Origin of the sequence: Inquilinus sp. KBS0705 (assembly GCA_005938025.2) — a bacterium.
GTDB lineage: Bacteria > Bacteroidota > Bacteroidia > Sphingobacteriales > Sphingobacteriaceae > Mucilaginibacter.
In genome coordinates this window covers 109,600-125,878 of the sequence record VCCI02000004.1, presented here as the reverse complement: position 1 = coordinate 125,878, position 16,279 = coordinate 109,600, and the positions used below count along the sequence as shown (strand labels likewise).

At 43.4% G+C, this 16,279-nt stretch carries 15 protein-coding genes; 9 read left to right on the top strand and 6 right to left on the bottom strand.

Annotated features, from left to right (window positions below; genetic code table 11):
• Positions 1 to 104 precede the first annotated feature (104 nt).
• On the bottom strand, positions 105 to 2,555 hold the full coding sequence (locus tag FFF34_017155; protein ID TSD63326.1) for a hypothetical protein: 2,451 nt from the start codon (positions 2,553 to 2,555) through the stop codon (positions 105 to 107).
• Positions 2,556 to 2,837: 282 nt separating this feature from the next.
• Here FFF34_017155 and FFF34_017150 point away from each other — a divergent pair, with 282 nt between their 5' ends.
• From FFF34_017150 to FFF34_017130, 5 genes are read left to right on the top strand one after another with little or no spacing between them, the layout of a single operon-like run.
• On the top strand, positions 2,838 to 3,266 hold the full coding sequence (locus FFF34_017150; GenBank protein ID TSD63325.1) for a Rieske 2Fe-2S domain-containing protein: 429 nt from the start codon (positions 2,838 to 2,840) through the stop codon (positions 3,264 to 3,266).
• Between the two features lie 12 nt (positions 3,267 to 3,278).
• Positions 3,279 to 3,719, top strand: coding sequence for a redoxin domain-containing protein (locus FFF34_017145; protein TSD63324.1), 441 nt, complete (start codon positions 3,279 to 3,281; stop codon positions 3,717 to 3,719).
• Complete coding sequence (locus FFF34_017140; GenBank protein ID TSD63323.1) at positions 3,706 to 4,659, top strand: FAD:protein FMN transferase; 954 nt, start codon at positions 3,706 to 3,708, stop codon at positions 4,657 to 4,659. Before FFF34_017145 ends, FFF34_017140 begins: the two co-directional genes overlap by 14 nt.
• Positions 4,660 to 4,677: 18 nt before the next feature.
• A complete protein-coding gene (locus tag FFF34_017135; protein TSD63322.1) occupies positions 4,678 to 4,896 on the top strand; it encodes a DUF4266 domain-containing protein in 219 nt (72 codons plus the stop codon).
• A 17-nt stretch (positions 4,897 to 4,913) separates the two neighbouring features.
• Entirely contained in the window at positions 4,914 to 6,137 is a 1,224-nt protein-coding gene (locus tag FFF34_017130) for a DUF3570 domain-containing protein (protein ID TSD63321.1), read from the top strand.
• 61 nt (positions 6,138 to 6,198) lie between these two features.
• On the opposite strand, the gene FFF34_017125 is transcribed toward FFF34_017130, so the two are convergent.
• The 3 genes from FFF34_017125 to FFF34_017115 all read right to left on the bottom strand — a co-directional run bounded on the left by FFF34_017125 (position 6,199) and on the right by FFF34_017115 (position 8,215).
• Entirely contained in the window at positions 6,199 to 6,690 is a 492-nt protein-coding gene (locus tag FFF34_017125) for a hypothetical protein (protein ID TSD63320.1), read from the bottom strand.
• Between the two features lie 80 nt (positions 6,691 to 6,770).
• Entirely contained in the window at positions 6,771 to 7,535 is a 765-nt protein-coding gene (locus FFF34_017120; protein ID TSD63319.1) for a hypothetical protein, read from the bottom strand.
• Between the two features lie 5 nt (positions 7,536 to 7,540).
• Positions 7,541 to 8,215, bottom strand: a complete 675-nt coding sequence (locus FFF34_017115; protein TSD63318.1) for a cytochrome b/b6 domain-containing protein — start codon at positions 8,213 to 8,215, stop codon at positions 7,541 to 7,543.
• Between the two features lie 171 nt (positions 8,216 to 8,386).
• Here FFF34_017115 and FFF34_017110 point away from each other — a divergent pair, with 171 nt between their 5' ends.
• From FFF34_017110 to FFF34_017095, 4 genes are all read left to right on the top strand, one after another.
• The gene (locus FFF34_017110; GenBank protein TSD63317.1) at positions 8,387 to 9,061 is read left to right on the top strand and encodes a response regulator transcription factor; all 675 of its coding nucleotides are present in this window, start codon (positions 8,387 to 8,389) and stop codon (positions 9,059 to 9,061) included.
• Positions 9,062 to 9,064: 3 nt separating this feature from the next.
• Positions 9,065 to 10,315, top strand: coding sequence for a HAMP domain-containing histidine kinase (locus tag FFF34_017105; protein ID TSD63316.1), 1,251 nt, complete (start codon positions 9,065 to 9,067; stop codon positions 10,313 to 10,315).
• A 63-nt stretch (positions 10,316 to 10,378) separates the two neighbouring features.
• Complete coding sequence (locus FFF34_017100; GenBank protein ID TSD63315.1) at positions 10,379 to 11,410, top strand: YncE family protein; 1,032 nt, start codon at positions 10,379 to 10,381, stop codon at positions 11,408 to 11,410.
• Between the two features lie 24 nt (positions 11,411 to 11,434).
• Positions 11,435 to 12,283, top strand: a complete 849-nt coding sequence (locus FFF34_017095) for a phosphatase PAP2 family protein (protein TSD63314.1) — start codon at positions 11,435 to 11,437, stop codon at positions 12,281 to 12,283.
• Positions 12,284 to 12,292: 9 nt separating this feature from the next.
• On the opposite strand, the gene FFF34_017090 is transcribed toward FFF34_017095, so the two are convergent.
• Together FFF34_017090 and FFF34_017085 are read right to left on the bottom strand one after the other, a co-directional pair.
• Entirely contained in the window at positions 12,293 to 15,334 is a 3,042-nt protein-coding gene (locus FFF34_017090; GenBank protein ID TSD63522.1) for an efflux RND transporter permease subunit, read from the bottom strand.
• A gap of 8 nt (positions 15,335 to 15,342) precedes the next feature.
• A complete protein-coding gene (locus FFF34_017085) occupies positions 15,343 to 16,278 on the bottom strand; it encodes an HlyD family efflux transporter periplasmic adaptor subunit (protein TSD63313.1) in 936 nt (311 codons plus the stop codon).
• Position 16,279: the final 1 nt, after the last annotated feature.

The following is a 16,279-nucleotide window of genomic DNA, read 5'->3' as shown; positions in this document are numbered from 1 at the left end:
CATTTCGACCGTAGAGAGAAATCTTGTTCGATTGACAGGTGGGGAACTTTGTGTCTCGAACAGGATTTCTCCTCCTTCGTCGTTCGAAATGACATTTTTTTAAGTTATTTACTTACCGATATTATTTCGTTAGCTGATTTCGGGGCGTAATGGATTTGCGCTTCGCCCCTAACATTGCTTGTGATGCTTTTTACCTTTGTACCATTAACCGCAAAATTGTAAACCGTATTGGGCCGTAGTTGGTAAAGCGTGTAAGCAATCGGGCTCTTGCCGCTTTGCTGCCATTCCATTTTAGCGGCACCCCAGTTTTTTATGTATATGCTTAAAGCCGGCGCAGTAGCCTGCAAAGCAACTTTAGCGTTAGCTTTGTTAAAATACAACAGGCTGCTTTTTGCGGTGTTAAAGCCAAAAGGTTGGTTAGCGCAAACTTTATAGCTGCCCTGCGTTACCGAGTAACTGTCTTTATCAAGATTGATCAGCAATTGCTTTCCTCTGTATTTGTATTTAAGCGCGGTGCCTGCAAGGTCGGGTGTTATATGTGGCTCCAGATAAAAGCGGTTGTATAGCGGGTTTACGCCATAAATAGCCTGGTATAAACCGACAATGGCCAGGCTATTGCCCGATAGTATATCATCGCCCAGGCCATCCTGCTTTACACGGCCGTATCGCTGATAGGCAAGCCCGTCTTTACTATATTGTTCTAATACATTCTTTACATATTTTAAGGCAAGGCCGGGGTTATACGCTGCATATGCCTTTACCGCTACCGATCCCCATGATAAAAACAGGTCGCCGTTTTCATATATAGGGTAGGGGAACTGGTATTCCTTGCCTTCGTTGGTTTCATAGGGGAACATAGACAGGGGCCAAAAGAAAAGGTTTTCTTTTTTCATCACTGCTTCTACGTTATCCAATATAGTATTGCGGCGCGTGTCGTTATCGCAAATGCCGTAGGCAATGGCCATAAAGTTTACCGGGGTAACCAGGTTACGGCCATGCATAGTTTGGTCCTTATCGCGCCAATAATCGTAATAACCCTTTTCATCATCCCAAAAGCCGCCATCTTTTGTGCTTTTGTTAAAGTTGTCCTTTAGTTTGGCTGCAAAGGCGGTATAGTATTTAGCCTTTGGCGTATTGCCCAATTGCTGCTCAATATCGGCCCATTTAATAAGGGCGTGGTATAGCTTGGCGTTTACAAAGGCATTTTCGTACGATGCCCATATAATATCTATCCAGTCGCTGCTTTTTTTCTCGGCGGTGTTGCTGTTGGTCATTTCAACCAGGCCGTTGCCGTTACTGTCGCGTTTTAATATCCACTCCAGGGCTTTTTCGCACGATAGCTGATGGCTTTTTACCCATGTCTTATCGCCTGTCATGTCATACAGGTCGGCAATGTTGGCTACAAAGTCGGGGTTCGAATCCATTAAAACACCCCATTGGGCCTCGTAAAATCCGTACTTGTTATATTGGCCCGGTGCAGCGTCTTCGTTGGTGTAGGCCCAGCGTGGGTATACGCGGCCATCGGGTTTTATGGCGTGGTCGCGGTAATAGTTAAGGGTACTGGCGTAGCCGGTTAAATATTTAAGGTCGTTTACGGCTAAGCCAATTTGTGCTATATATTGCTCGTGCAGGCAAATTGGGCCATACGGGGTATGCCAGCTGTTACCGCCAAAATGTAACGAATCTATCACCCCAATGCGCGCAATGGTGTTTAACACCGCGCCTACTTTATTACCATCAATAGCCTTAAATGTGCCGCGGCCATACTTTTGGTCAAAATCAAAATAACTGAGTGTTATGGTTTGGCTGGTTGTACCTGCGGGGCTGGTAAACGGTGCCCATACATCTGTTCCGCCGCGTATAAAACGCCTGCGGTTGGTGCCGCTATCCTGTTTGGGTATTAACTCTTTATTGCTCACGCTGATGGTGTAAGCCAGTTTATCGTCGTTGGTGCGGCTGTATTTCATGGCTACGTTTTTGCCTCCGGCAGCTACGGAAATATTTAGGCCATTGCCCGTTTTGCTGTTCCAAAAATCCGATGAGCGGGTGTGTACGCCGTAGGTGCAAAGCTTTTCGTTAAACAGGTAAAACCACGCCAGGCCGCCATAGCCCTGGTAGGCACCCTCCCAGGTATTGATACTGTCGAAATTAAATACAGGGGTGGCACTTTGGCTGGTTAGCGTGGCCTTGCCAATGCTTCTTTCAATGGTCCACTTAATGGCATTATTGCTGATGGTGAATAACCAGTTTTCGGTTACAGGGCCGTAATGTATGCCGCTCAATTTAATAACGTTGCCGCTTTTTAAAACCACCGGGCTTTGTTTTGCCTGTAGCGAAGAATAAGTAAAACCCCCTAATTGTATAGCCGTATATATGCCATCGGTACTATTGATAACTTTTTGCCCATTAATAACCAGCGATTGGATACTAACCCCCTCGCTATAACTTAATACCATGCTTATTTTGGGGTTGCTAATGATGATCTCTTTAGATACAGCAGGTGTAATAGCAATTAACAGGTAGGTTAAAAAAGCGATGGGTTTTTTAGCAAACATAGGTATGGCTTATATGAAAGGTAAATATACCATTTGCTAATATTTATATGCCACAGCTTTGTTAATTCGCGGTTGCAATGTATTATCAGATTGTTAAAAATCGTTAAACGGCGTTGATTTCATGTTAACTACAGATTTGAACAGTAATATTGATACTAAGGCTCAGAAAGTTGTGCTGTTTAAACATCTATACAATTAATATATCGTATATACGTTATTGGGGCTTTAAAGTGTCGTCAGAAATTCAAAGCCATATTATTAAAGCACTTAAAGTTGAATATCATGGATAGAAAAGAGTTTCTTTCGGCAGTTGGCATTAGCGCGGTAGCTTTTGCAGCATTAAGTTGTGCAGGTTGCAGCAAAAGCAGCGATAGCGGTGCATCATCGGGTGTTAATGGCGCAACAGGAGTTGATTTTACCCTTGACCTAAGCGCGGGGGCAAACGCGTCGTTATTAAGCAATGGCGGGCATGTAGTTTCAAATAGTATAATAGTAGCACGCACCAACGCGGGGGCTTATATAGCGGTTCAGCAATCGTGTACACATCAAAATTACCCGCTTGCTTACGAGCCGGGAAACCAGCGCTTTTACTGCAATAACCATGGTGCCACGTTTAACGAAAAGGGAGTTGTTACCGGTGGACCGACTAACCGGTCGTTAACGGTATATAAAACAACATTAACAGGTACATCATTAAGGGTGTATTCATAAAAACATAAGCACATGAAACAAATATTAGCAATTATATTACTGGCATTTATGGCTACGCCGGTTACCTGGTCGGGCGATTTTGACGCCGCGCAAAAAGAGGCTCAAAAAGCGCATAAATATATGATCATTAATTTTTCGGGCTCTGATTGGTGCGGGCCATGTATACGCTTGCGTAAAGAGATATTAGAATCGGCTAAGTTTGAAAGTTATGCCACATCGCACCTGGTACTGGTACGTGCCGATTTTCCGCGCCAAAAGAAAAACCAGTTAAGTAAAGAGCAGGTAAAACGTAACGAGGCCCTGGCCGATAAATACAACCCCGATGGAAAGTTCCCATACACCTTATTGGTTGATGAGAATGGTAAAGTGATAAAAGATTGGGATGGTTTCCCTAATGAGTCTGCAGACGCGTTTGTTGAACAAATAAATAAAACCGTTAATGCCGGTAACTAAAGCTATAAAAAGCGAGCTAACTGTTCATAAGCGGGTGCTTAAATTAATGGGCAACCGCTTTGAAATAAGCGTAGTAAGCAGCAATGCCGAATGGGCCAACAGGCGCATTGATATGGCTATTGAAGAAATTAGCCGCATAGAAAAGCTGCTTACCACTTTTAGCGATGATAGCCAAACCAACCAAATAAACGCCAATGCCGGCATAGCCCCGGTAAAGGTTGATAAAGAGGTTTTTGACCTGATAGCACGCTCTTTAAAAATATCCGACCTAACACAGGGTGCTTTTGATATTACCTACGGTTCTATTGATAAAAGCCTGTGGAACTTTGATGTAAACATGACCGCCCTGCCCGATGCGAAAACCGCGCGCGAATCGGTAAGGTTGATCAACTATAAAAATGTGTTGCTGGATGCCGAAAATACCACCGTTTTTTTAAAAGAAAAAGGAATGCGTATAGGCTTTGGCGGTATTGGCAAAGGTTACGCCGCCGATAAGGCCAAAGCGGTGCTACAAAGTAATGGTGTTGAAAGCGGCATTGTAAACGCGGCCGGCGACCTTATTACCTGGGGGACCCAGCCCAATGGCAAACCCTGGACAATAGCCATTGCCGACCCCGACCAGGAGGTTACGCCATTTTCGACCCTGAACATTAGTAATATGGCCATTGCCACATCTGGTAATTATGCCAAGTACGCTGTTATAAACGGTAAAAAATATTCGCACACTATCGACCCTAAAACCGGGTTGCCGGTAAGCGGTATAAAAAGCGTAAGCATTATTAGCCCCAGTGCCGAGTTTGCCGATGCCATGGCAACCCCTGTAACTGTAATGGGTGTTAACGTTGGTTTAAACCTTATTAACCAATTGCAACAAACCGCTTGTGTAATAATTGCCGATAACAGTTGCCTTTATACTTCAAAAAATATAAATATTAAATAACCCATACAGATGAATAAAATGCCCCTTAAAATTCTAACTGTGGCGTGCCTTTGCATACTTGGCAGTATGGCATCGTGCGTGGCGGTAAAACCCTACCAAAAAAACAGGCTAAATGATACCGAAATGGATCTGACCGCGCGTAAATCGCAAAAATTTGAACAAAGCTTTCAGCTTTACCGCGAAGGTGGTTCGGGTGCTAATGGCGGCAAAAGCGGCGGTGGTTGTGGTTGTAATTAATATTTAAGCGATTTTAAATGAGAAAAATATATTTAGGTGTTATTGCCATGTATATGGGCATTTTGGCCTCGCATGCGCAAACTACCCCAAAGCCTGTTAAAGATTCGACAAATTACGAAGCGCGTAAGCTTAAAATAGACGAGGTGAATTTTGTATCGGCCTACTATCATCAGAATGGTAATAACTCGGCGGTTACAGGCGGTATAGGAACCGAGAAACTGACCGACTTTGCCAATACCTTCGATCTGCAGTTATCAAAATATGGCAAAAGCGGTAAAAAGCATACTTTTTTGTTTGAGTTAGGGGTAGATCATTACACATCAGCTTCGTCTGATAAAATTGACCCTTACAGCGTTTCTTCGGCATCAATGCAGGATACTCGCGTATACCCATCGTTAAACTGGACGGTATCTAACGATAAAACAGGCAATGCCTTTGGCCTAACGGCATCATACTCGCACGAGTTTGATTATCAATCAGTAGGTGCGGGGTTAAATTTTACCAGGTTATCAAAAAACAAGAACACACAATTTGACTTTAAGGCGAACGTGTTTTTAGACAAGTGGAAAGTAATATTGCCCGTAGAGCTTAGGCCGCCGGGTTATGGCTCGGGTTCGGATAAAGAAGATAACCGCCCGGTTGATTCTAAGCCGCGTAACTCGTACAGTACATCATTCTCGCTTTCGCAGGTATTAACCAGCAGGTTGCAGGCGGCTATAATAGTAGAACCATCGTACCAGCATGGCTTACTGGCTACCAAATACCAGCGCGATTATTTTACAGATGGATCTGAAAGGGTAGAAAACCTGCCCGATAACAGGTACAAGCTGCCTATTGGTTTAAGGCTAAACTACTTTCTGGACGACCACTTCATTATACGCGCCTTTTACCGCTATTATATGGATAACTGGGGCATAAGGGCACATACGGCCGAACTGGAAATACCGGTAAAGCTAACCTCGTTTGTATCGGTAAGTCCGTTTTACAGGTATAATACCCAGGTGGGCACCCGTTACTTTGCCCCCTACGGCCAACACGACCCTAACGCGCAATTTTACACCAGCGACTATGACCTGTCGAGCCTGCACAGTAATTTTGTGGGTGCAAACATCCGCTTATCGCCGCCTAATGGGGTGTTTGGCTCAGCGCATTTTACCTCGCTCGAACTCAGGGCCGGACACTATATGCGCTCAACTGGTTTAAATTCTAACATTGTAACCCTGGCTTTAAAATTTAAATAGTAAACAAAAAAGCGGGCTGCCCATAAGGCAACCCGCTTTTTTGTTGAATTAAATAATAATATTAATGTTTGCCGTGGCCTTTACCATGGCCGCCACCGTTGCCTCTATCGCCTTGTTTAGCCCAGCCCTTGTGTTTGCCGTTATCCCAATGTTCGCGGTACTTTTCGTCGCGGCTATCGCGTATAATAGTTTGTCCCTTTTTTCCTTTATAGCCTGCATACTTTACACGGTATACATCGTTTCTAAGCCAGGGCCTTCTTTCGTTTATAACTACTTTATAGCCGTCATATACATTATAATTGCGGTAGCGTACAGGTAAGGTTGTACGGCGTACCCAGGTGTTGTTTTCGTAATAAACATATTGGTGTGTAGGCACCGAATAATAAGTATCAATATCGGGCATATAATAATAGTCGGCACGGTCGTAGCCAACAGGGCCCCAGGCAGGCTGGCTGCCAATGTTTACACCAAGGTTTACGCTTATTTGCGCATTAGCGGCTTTAAAAGCAAAACAGCTAAGTAGTATAGCTGCTGCAAAAAGTAGTTTCTTCATGATATGTTTTTTGTTAGTGTAATACATGAAGCATAAAAAGCTAATATTGTTTTGTTTACAAAAAATATATAGTGTTTGTGTTAAAACCTGCGGCCTAATATTATTTTAAATATGGCTTTATCGGTGCCTTTAGTAAAACCATAACCTATCCCCCCGTTTAGCTCAATGTTGGGGCTCACATTTAGGTCGGTTGCCGCAAAAAGCTGTTGTTGTTGCTGCTGAAATGCATCGTAATGGAAAAAGGGCCCGGTACTGCCATAGTATTCAAGCCCCAGTGCTACCACCTTGCTTACATCGTAGCTACCCTTAACATTTGGCGAAAAAATCAACCCCAAATTTTTATCGGGCCCGTTAAAGCTTTTTTCTAATGTTGGGTTTACCGATATGTACAATTTGTTCCACTTTTTGTCTATGATGGGTCGTATCTCTAAACTACTGGTATTGGCCGAGTATGCCCTTTTTTGAAAGCCAAATTCGGTAGAAAGGCTTAGTCCCACAGGAAGGTGCCAGCTTAAGGGAGCCATAACCCGTGGCCGTATGTGCGAGCCCACATAAGCCGAGCGGCCACCACTACCCAACGAATTAAAAATATAAAATCCGGTTTCGAACCAGGTGGTCCAGCCGTGGGTTATCTCAATAGTTTCGTGGAATACATGGTTATCGGGCAACTCACCGTTGCTGCCTGTTTTAAACCCACTGGCGGTATAGTTGCTATGCAATTCCAGCATAGTGCGGCCCTTTTCTATAGTTTCCGAGCCATATACCTGTATCTCGTAGTTGTCTTGCGCCTTTGCATGGTCAGATACAAAAACGATAATTAAAGCAGCGAATAAAATTTTAAGCATAATAATTAATTGTTTTCTGCGCCGCCGTTTATCATGTCAGATACAATACCTTTACCATCCTTGCGCTCGGCCAGGTACACACCAGCTAAATGCACTACTATAAAGGCAATAATAAGATACATGCAAAAGCCATGCACTTCTTTAACCGAATGCCTGATGGCTTTATACGGTTCCATAGCATCTTCAAAAGCCAGGAACAAACCGGTTACTGCCATTACAATAAGCAGCAGGTAAAAAACAGCGTATATGGCTTTTACGGTCAATTCGTGGCGGGCAACTTCGCGTTTTTTAATAGTGTTAAACTGCTTGTAGGCGCTCTTCATTTTGCGGATAAACCTTTGGTCGGCCAGCTGAAAAAACTCCAATAGTAACCTAAACACCAGTAACCCTGCTAATACATAGCCAAAATAAATATGCACGGCCCAAACGCTATCGCTTAAGGCATGCGCGGCTCCCCGTGTCTGCTCATCAGTTACGGTAGCGCCCGATTTTTGCAGCTCGGTTTTTAACAGGCCCGATGTTGCGCGGTCATCTGTTATGGTTGAATTGATGAGTACCGTAATTAACGAGCCGCTTATCACAATGAAATTTACCCAATGCCAAAAACGTAACGATGCCGAATACCTTTTTATTTGTGTGGGGTGTTGTACATCTCTACGGGTAGGTTCAATAGTTGCCATGTTTTATAAATTATACTGATGTAATACAGTTGTTTATTAATTATGTTATGCCGTATGAGTTATACGGATTATGTCAAAATAAAAATAAATAATAAAATTGAGTTAAAACTGAAGTAAGTTGTGCTTCAGAATTTCTTCAACATCAATAATTATATTTGATAAAAACAACCTTTGAAAATACTAATAGTAGAAGATGAACAGGGCCTGCGAGAGAATATTACAAGCTACCTAAGCGAAGATGGTAATGTTTGCGAAAGCGCACACGACCTTGCAGGTGCCATGCATAAACTGGCTTGCTACGATTACGATTGTGTTTTGCTGGATATCGGCTTGCCCGATGGCGAAGGATTTGCGGTTTTAGATTACTTAAAATCTAAAATGAAGAACGAGGCGGTTATCATTATATCGGCCCGTAACTCGTTAGATGACCGCATAAAGGGCCTTAACATTGGTGCTGATGATTATTTGGTGAAGCCTTTTCACCTGGCGGAGCTTAAGGCCCGTGTAGTAGCAATTTTTAGACGTAAAGCCGCCAATGGCAACAATACCATAATTTTTAACGAAATTGCTATAAACTTGCAGGGCCGCACGGTCGAAATTAACGGCACGCCTGTGTTTTTAACCCGTAAAGAGTTTGATATGCTGCTTTATTTTATTGCAAACAAGGGCAAGGTAATATCAAAAAACGCCATTGCCGAGCACCTATGGGGAGATGAAATGGATATGCACGATAACTTCGACTTTTTATATACCCACATTAAAAACCTGCGTAAAAAGATGATGGATGCATCGGCGAACGATTACCTGCGATCGATATATGGGATAGGTTATAAATTCAGCGCCTAAAGAATGAAGCTGTCCGCCTATTACAATAAGGTGAGTATTGTGGGTACTATTTCGGTATTGCTTATAGGGGGCATTATTTACTTTTTTGCCATAAACAGTATAGCCCGCGACCAACTGGACCGCGACCTGTCTAAAGAGGTAGCTGAGGTTATAGAATACATTGACCAGCATCAGCAACTACCCCGGCCGGCTGATTTTGATGAGAACGAGACCGTATTTATAAAAACAAGTAATACAAAAATAAACACCCGGTTTTTTGATACGGTGTATTGCGACAAAAAGTTAAAAACAAAAAGTGACGGCAGGGCTGTAGAAAGGCAGATTAACTTTAAAGGGCAAAACTATAAGTGTATCATCACCATATCAAGAGAAAGTACTGAATACATGATACAAGTTATTGCCATAATAACCCTGGTGCTAACCATAGTTTTGTTAACCGTATTGTTTTTAGCCAACCGGTATTTGCTAAACGATATATGGCAACCATTTTATGGCCTTATTGGCCATTTAAAAGCTTTTAATGTATCAGAACCCAGCGGGTTTAAGCTGGCCGATAACAATGTTGACGAATTTAATGAACTGGATAGCGCCATCGCGGTGATGTCGTCGCGGGTAAAAAGCGATTTTCAAAACCTGAAGCAATTTACCGAAAATGCCTCGCATGAGATGCTTACCCCGCTGGCGGTGATCACCTCAAAACTGGATACCCTTATACAGGACGAAACCTTAAAACCTGAGCAATTTGACCAGATACACGATATATATGGCGCGGCGGGTAAACTGTCGCGGCTTAACCAATCGCTTTTGTTGCTGGTTAAAATTGAGAATAACCTTATAGACAATACCGAGCAAATTGATGTTAAAAGCATGGTAACCGAAAAGTCGAGGCAGTTTCAGGAGTTAATGCACGATAAAAACATCCGGTTGGAACAAACACTGGGCGAGAAGGAGGTAACCGCCAGTAAATACCTGATAGACATTTTACTGAATAACCTTTTTAGTAACGCTATAAGGCACAATAATGCTAACGGCACAATAAACGTTAGCTTAAGTGCCGATAAGCTTATTTTTGAAAATACAGGCGCTGATACGCCCCTAAATGGTGATACCGTATTTGACAGGTTTCAAAAAAGCAGTAAATCTGAAGGCACCGGTTTAGGCTTAACCATTGTAAAAAATATCTGCTCGGTTTACAACTGGGATATTGTGTACAAATACATGGCTAAGGTGCACGTTTTTGAGATCAGCTTTTGATGACGCCAACTTCAGATTTTAAACAGAATAGATTTTTATATAGCATTAAATTAAATAGCAGGTATGAAACACATTAAAATTTTAAAGGGATTGTTGCTTTGCATGGTTACGCTTTGTTGTGCCAACGCTTTTGCGCAAAAAGGCACGGGTTTGCATATTATAAAAAAACATGCTATTAAAGGCGAAGGCGGTTGGGATTATGTAACCGTTGATGCCGCGGAAAAAAAGATTTATGTATCGCATGGTACGCAGGTTAATATTCTAAGCACAGTTACCGGCGACTCGATAGGCATTATTCCAAACACCAATGGGGTGCATGGCATAGCATTGGTAAAGGGTTTGGGTAAAGGTTACGTAAGCAATGGCCGCGATAACACATGCTTGGTTTTTAACCTGAAAACCAATGCCGAAATAACCAGGATACCGGTAGGCACCAATCCGGATGCTATATTTTATGATGATTTTTCGAAAAAGGTATACACATTTAACGGACGCAGTAAGGATGCCAGCGTAATAGACCCGGCTACCGATAAGCTAGTGGCTACCATTCCGCTGGGAGCCAAGCCCGAGACAGGTGTATCTGATGGTAAAGGCAAAATATTTGTAAACGCCGAAACTACCAACGAGGTAGTTGTAATTGATGCTAAAACATATAAGGTTTTAAACCGTTACAAGATACTTAATGGCGACGAACCTTCGGGTTTGGCAATAGACAGGGCGACCAATCGTTTATTTATTGGCTGCGGTGGTAACCAAACCATGGTAGTTATGGATGCCACAAATGGTAAAAACCTGGCAAAGTTTGCCATTGGCGATTGCGATGGCGTGGCCTTTGACCCGGCTTTAAAACTGGCGTATTCATCAAACGGTGATGGCAACGTATCTGTAATAAAAGAAGTTAGCGCCAATAAATTTATATTTGTAGAAAACATTGCTACAGAAAAGGGCGCACGCACCATTGGTATTGATGAGCTTACTCATCATTTGTTTTTACCAACAGCCCAAACACAGGCCGTTGCACCAACTGCAGATAATGCGCACCCGTGGCCTAAAGTGGTACCGGGTACTTTTCATGTAATAGAATTAGGAAAATAGGACTGTTAATTTATACCCCTTAGTTTGAAAAAAGTAGTTGTTATTATATTATGCCTTTTAGCTTTTAAGGCCAACGCACAGCAAGTTACCACCGATACTACCAAGAAAGTAAGTGTTATTGATACGCTAAAAAAGGACTTGTTAACGGTGCCCGATACCGTTAAACACCTGCATACAAAGGCGTGGGCCATGGTGCCGCCGGCTGTGTTGGTAGCTTATGGGGCAAGTAACTTTTTTATACCTGCGGTAAGGCGATTGGATGTAAGTATTTATAATGACGTAAATGAGGATCATCCTAACTTTAAGCACCATCCCGAAAACTATTTTCAGTACACGCCCGCAGCTTTGGTTTATGGGCTAAACCTGGTTGGGGTACACGGTAAAAATACCTTTGTAGATCGTACGTTTATTTACCTGATGGCCGAGGGTATGATGGGGGCAACAACTTTTATACTTAAAAAAGCTACCCACCGGTTACGCCCCGACGGATCAAATTATTATTCGTTCCCTTCAGGCCATACCGCCAATGCCTTTGCCGGTGCCGAATTTATGGCGCAGGAGTTGGGCGGTAAATCAATAGGATATAGCGCTGTAGGGTACGGCTTTGCAACGGCTACAGGCGTTTTGCGTATTTATAACCGCGACCACTGGTTTAGTGATGTAATAGCCGGGGCAGGCTTTGGTATTTTGGCTACCAAGGGTGCCTACTTACTATATCCCTATATACGTAACACCTTTTTTAAAGGCGACCGCGATAAAGAAAAAAATAAAGACGTACCTGTTGAATTGAAGAAACAACGCAGCAGCAGCTCTTTACTCTTGCCTTCCTATAACAACGGAGTATTAGGTATGCAGTTTGCCATGGAGTTTTGATCCGTTTAATTACTTTTTATCAAACTGGTGGTTGCGGTAAAATACACGCATCATGCTGGGTAGCACTATTAATAACAACGGCAGTGCTGCTAAAAAGCCACCAATTACAGCAATAGCTAAGGGCTGGTGTAATTGCGCACCGGCCCCTATGCCTAATGCCAATGGCATTAGCGCTATAATGGCGCCTAAGGCGGTCATCAACTTCGGTCTTAACCTGGTCGATATCGAGTAAACTATCGCATCGTCAACACTGCTTTCCCTCGCGCTTTCTCTAAACTGCCAAAAGGTAAATATGGCATTCTCGCCAATAATGCCTACAATCATTATTAACCCGGTATAGCTGCCTACGTTTAGCGGCGTATGGGTCAAAAATAAAGCCAGTAAACTACCGCCAATCCCCAATACAGCTACTACCAGTATCAGCAATGCTATCCTGAATTGTTTAAACAAGAACAATATTACCCCAAAAACCAACAAGCTTGCAGTAACCAATATCATTAACAATTCTTTAAACGATTGCTGCTGCTCGGCATACGCACCACCATACTCTACATGGTAACCCGGTGGCAGGTTTATTTTCTCGGCTATACCTTTTTGTATGGCCGGTATCACTGTACCCAGGTCGCTGTTTTCTAAACGGGCGCTGATAACGCCCATTGCCTGTAAATTCTCGCGCTCAATCTCGGCATCGCCGGTGTGCAGTTCTACTTTGGCCAATTGGGTAATGGGTATTAACCTGCCATTGGGTAAAAACAGGTTTAAACCTTTTATGCCTGCTACATCCAACTGGCGGTTGCCAGGGTAAACCATACGTATGGCCGATTGTTGTTCCTTTTCAAATAGGTTACCTATTACATTCCCCTCTAATGCCGATTGTACCTGCAATTGCAAGGCCGACGGATTCAGGTCATACTGCGCCAGCTTTGCATAATCGGGTATAATGTTTACCGATGGGCCGGCTATTACTATACCGTCAAAAACATCGGCAGTACCCTTTATATCAGTTACTATAGCGGCAACCTGTTTAGATAATTGTTGCAGTTTAGCCTGATCGTCGCCAAAAACCTTAATTTCGATAGGTTGGGTAGAGGTCATCAGGTCGCCAAGCATATCACCTATCACCTGCCCAAAATCAACCCTTAATGCCGGTTGCGATGCCTCAATTTTTTGCCGCAGATCGCTTATCACTTCTTCGGTACTTTTATCGTGGCCTTTTTTAAGTTGTATCAAATAGTCGCCCTTATTAGGTTCGGTAATAAAAAAGCCCATTTCGGTGCCCGTACGTCGCGAGTAGGCTTGTACCTCGGGCTCTTTTAGAATAATAGTTTCTATTTGCCGCAGCATACGGTCGGTTTCTTCTAACGAAGTGCCCGGCGGCGAGTTATAATCTAATACAATGCTGCCCTCATCCATATCGGGTAAAAAGCCGGTTTCCAGTTTTGAGGGTATAAATACGATTACCGCAACTAAAAGCAGTATAACAATGATGCTCACAAAAGGCCGTAAAATAAAAAAGGATACCCAGCGCTGCCGTTTAACGCCATGCGCTTCTTCTTTAGCTTTAAGACTGTTCCCTGCTTTGTTTTTGGTAAGCAGCAAATAAATTACAGGTAAGCCTATCCAGGTCACAAAAAACGAACATACCAGCGTAATGATCATGGTATTGGTCATCACTTTAAAATAGGCTCCTGCTACACCTGTCATTAACAAAAAGGGAATAAATATGACAATGGTACTCACAGATGAGCCCACCATTGCCGGGAAAAGGTAATCTATAGCCCTTTGTAACAGGGCTAATGTCGGCTCTTCGGGGTGCTCTTCGTGGGTGCGGTGTATTTGCTCAACCACTACAATGGCATCATCTATTATTAAACCTATGGCGGCTGCTATGGCGCCAAGCGTCATGATATTAAGCGTGTAGCCTATAGCGTAAAGCACAATAAGTGTTAGGCATAGGGTTACCGGTATGGTTATTAATATGGTAGCGCTTGCCTTAACAGATCGTAAAAAAATAATAGCCACAATAATGGCCAGCGCCAAACCTATCCATAAACTATCACTCACGCTTTTAACCGACTCGTTCACAAAATCGGCCTGTATGTAGTAAGGCTTTATGGTTACGCCTTTTGGCAATACTTTTTGCAGTGCGGCAACCTTATCGGCCATGGCCGATGACAGATCGACCAGGTTGGAGTTTGGTTGTTTAATAACCGCTATCAGCACGCCCTCGTGGCCGTTCGCGTTTATCTTGGTATACTCAATGCCGGGGTTTATTTGTATTTCGGCTACATCTTTTAGCTGTATAACCCGTTTGCGGTCGTTGCTTATTACCAGGTTTTGCAGTTGCTGGCTGGTGTTAACACTTGCATCAGTTACGGTTAGGTACAGCATTTTATAATCAGACAGGTATCCCTCCGATTTGATGAACGCCGTTTGTGTAAGCGCGTTGCTTATCATATCCGGCGTTAAGCCAAGCGAGCTCATTTTTTGGCGGTTAAGCACCAGCCAGTACTCTTTTGTTTTACCACCTATAACCCGTATCTCCGATACCCCATCAACCTGCGACAAAAATGGTTTTACGGTATAAGTTGCCAGCTGCTTTAATTCAATGGGCGATAGGTTGTGGCTCTCCAGTGTGTAGCCACTTACCGGTAGTATAGATGGGTTCATCTTCTCTACAGTAACACTCACTTCGGGCGGCAGGTCGTTTTTTATTTGCGCTATGCGTGATTCGATGCGTTGCTGGCTAAGGTCAATATCGGCATCCCAATTCATATAGGCTGATATTTCGCAACTGCCACGGCTGGTAGTGCTGCGCACATAATGCAGGTCGGGCACTTGTTTTATAGCGTTCTCTAACGGCTTGGTAACCGTTACCATCATTTTGTTTACCGGCTGCAGGCCCGCATCGGCAATTACCTTTATTTTAGGGAAGGTGATCTCGGGGAATAATGATGTTTGCAGCCGTGAATAAGCAAAGCCGCCGCCTAATAAAATAATAAACAGCATTAAGCTGATAGGCTTTTTATGGGTGATGAAAAAGTTATTCAGCTTATCCATTATTTCACAATTTTAACCCGGGCGGTATCTGCCAAACCATAATTACCGCTTACCGCAATACGGTCGGTAGCGCCCAGTTGCGGCGAAAGTATCTCCACTCTTCCGCCCGATTCTATTCCCTTTTTAACCGGCAGCTTTACGGCGGTGGTATCGTTTATCAGTTTCATCACCCAAAACTCGTTCTGGGTTTCGTTAGCTAACACGGCCGATTTTGGTAACGATGGCGCACTGCTTTTAGCGGTTTTAATGAGCAGCGCCTTAGCCACCAGGTTTTCGGGAATGGGATGGCTGCTGTTTACTTTTATTACGATGCCCTGCGTTTGCGACAAAGTATCTACCGATGGCATTACCGATGCAATATGGCCATTTAACCTTTCGCCATCGGGCAGGGTAAGTACAAGGTTTTGGTTGTTGGCTATAACGCCTCTTAATTCGTAGGGTAACTGTAAAACAAAGGCGAAGCTTTCGCGGTCGCTGATGGTGGCCAATTGTTCGCCATCCTGCACATAATCGCCTGCCTGGTGTGCCAGTTGCGTTACAAAGCCGCTGCGCGATGCCCGTATATTGTTTATGCCCGAAAATTTAAAAGTGGTATCTAATACATTAATAGTATTGCCAATGGTTTGCGCCTCTTTGGTTTTTATGGTAAACATTAACTGCCCTTTTTCTACATAATGGCCGGGCTGCACATTTACCTTTTGTATATAACCAATGGCATTGGCCTTAACAAAGTTTTTTTGCAGGAACGATGAAGTGGCATTCAGTTCGATAGTATCGGCCAGGGCACTATTGCTAACGGTGGTAATGGTTACGGGTGTTTGCGCATTTACCTCCGCATCCTCATCACTTGCTGCATTACCGCCGCACGATGCGGTTACCGCTACTGCCAGGCATGCAAATAAAATATGTAATGGCTTAAAATAGGATTGCTTCATA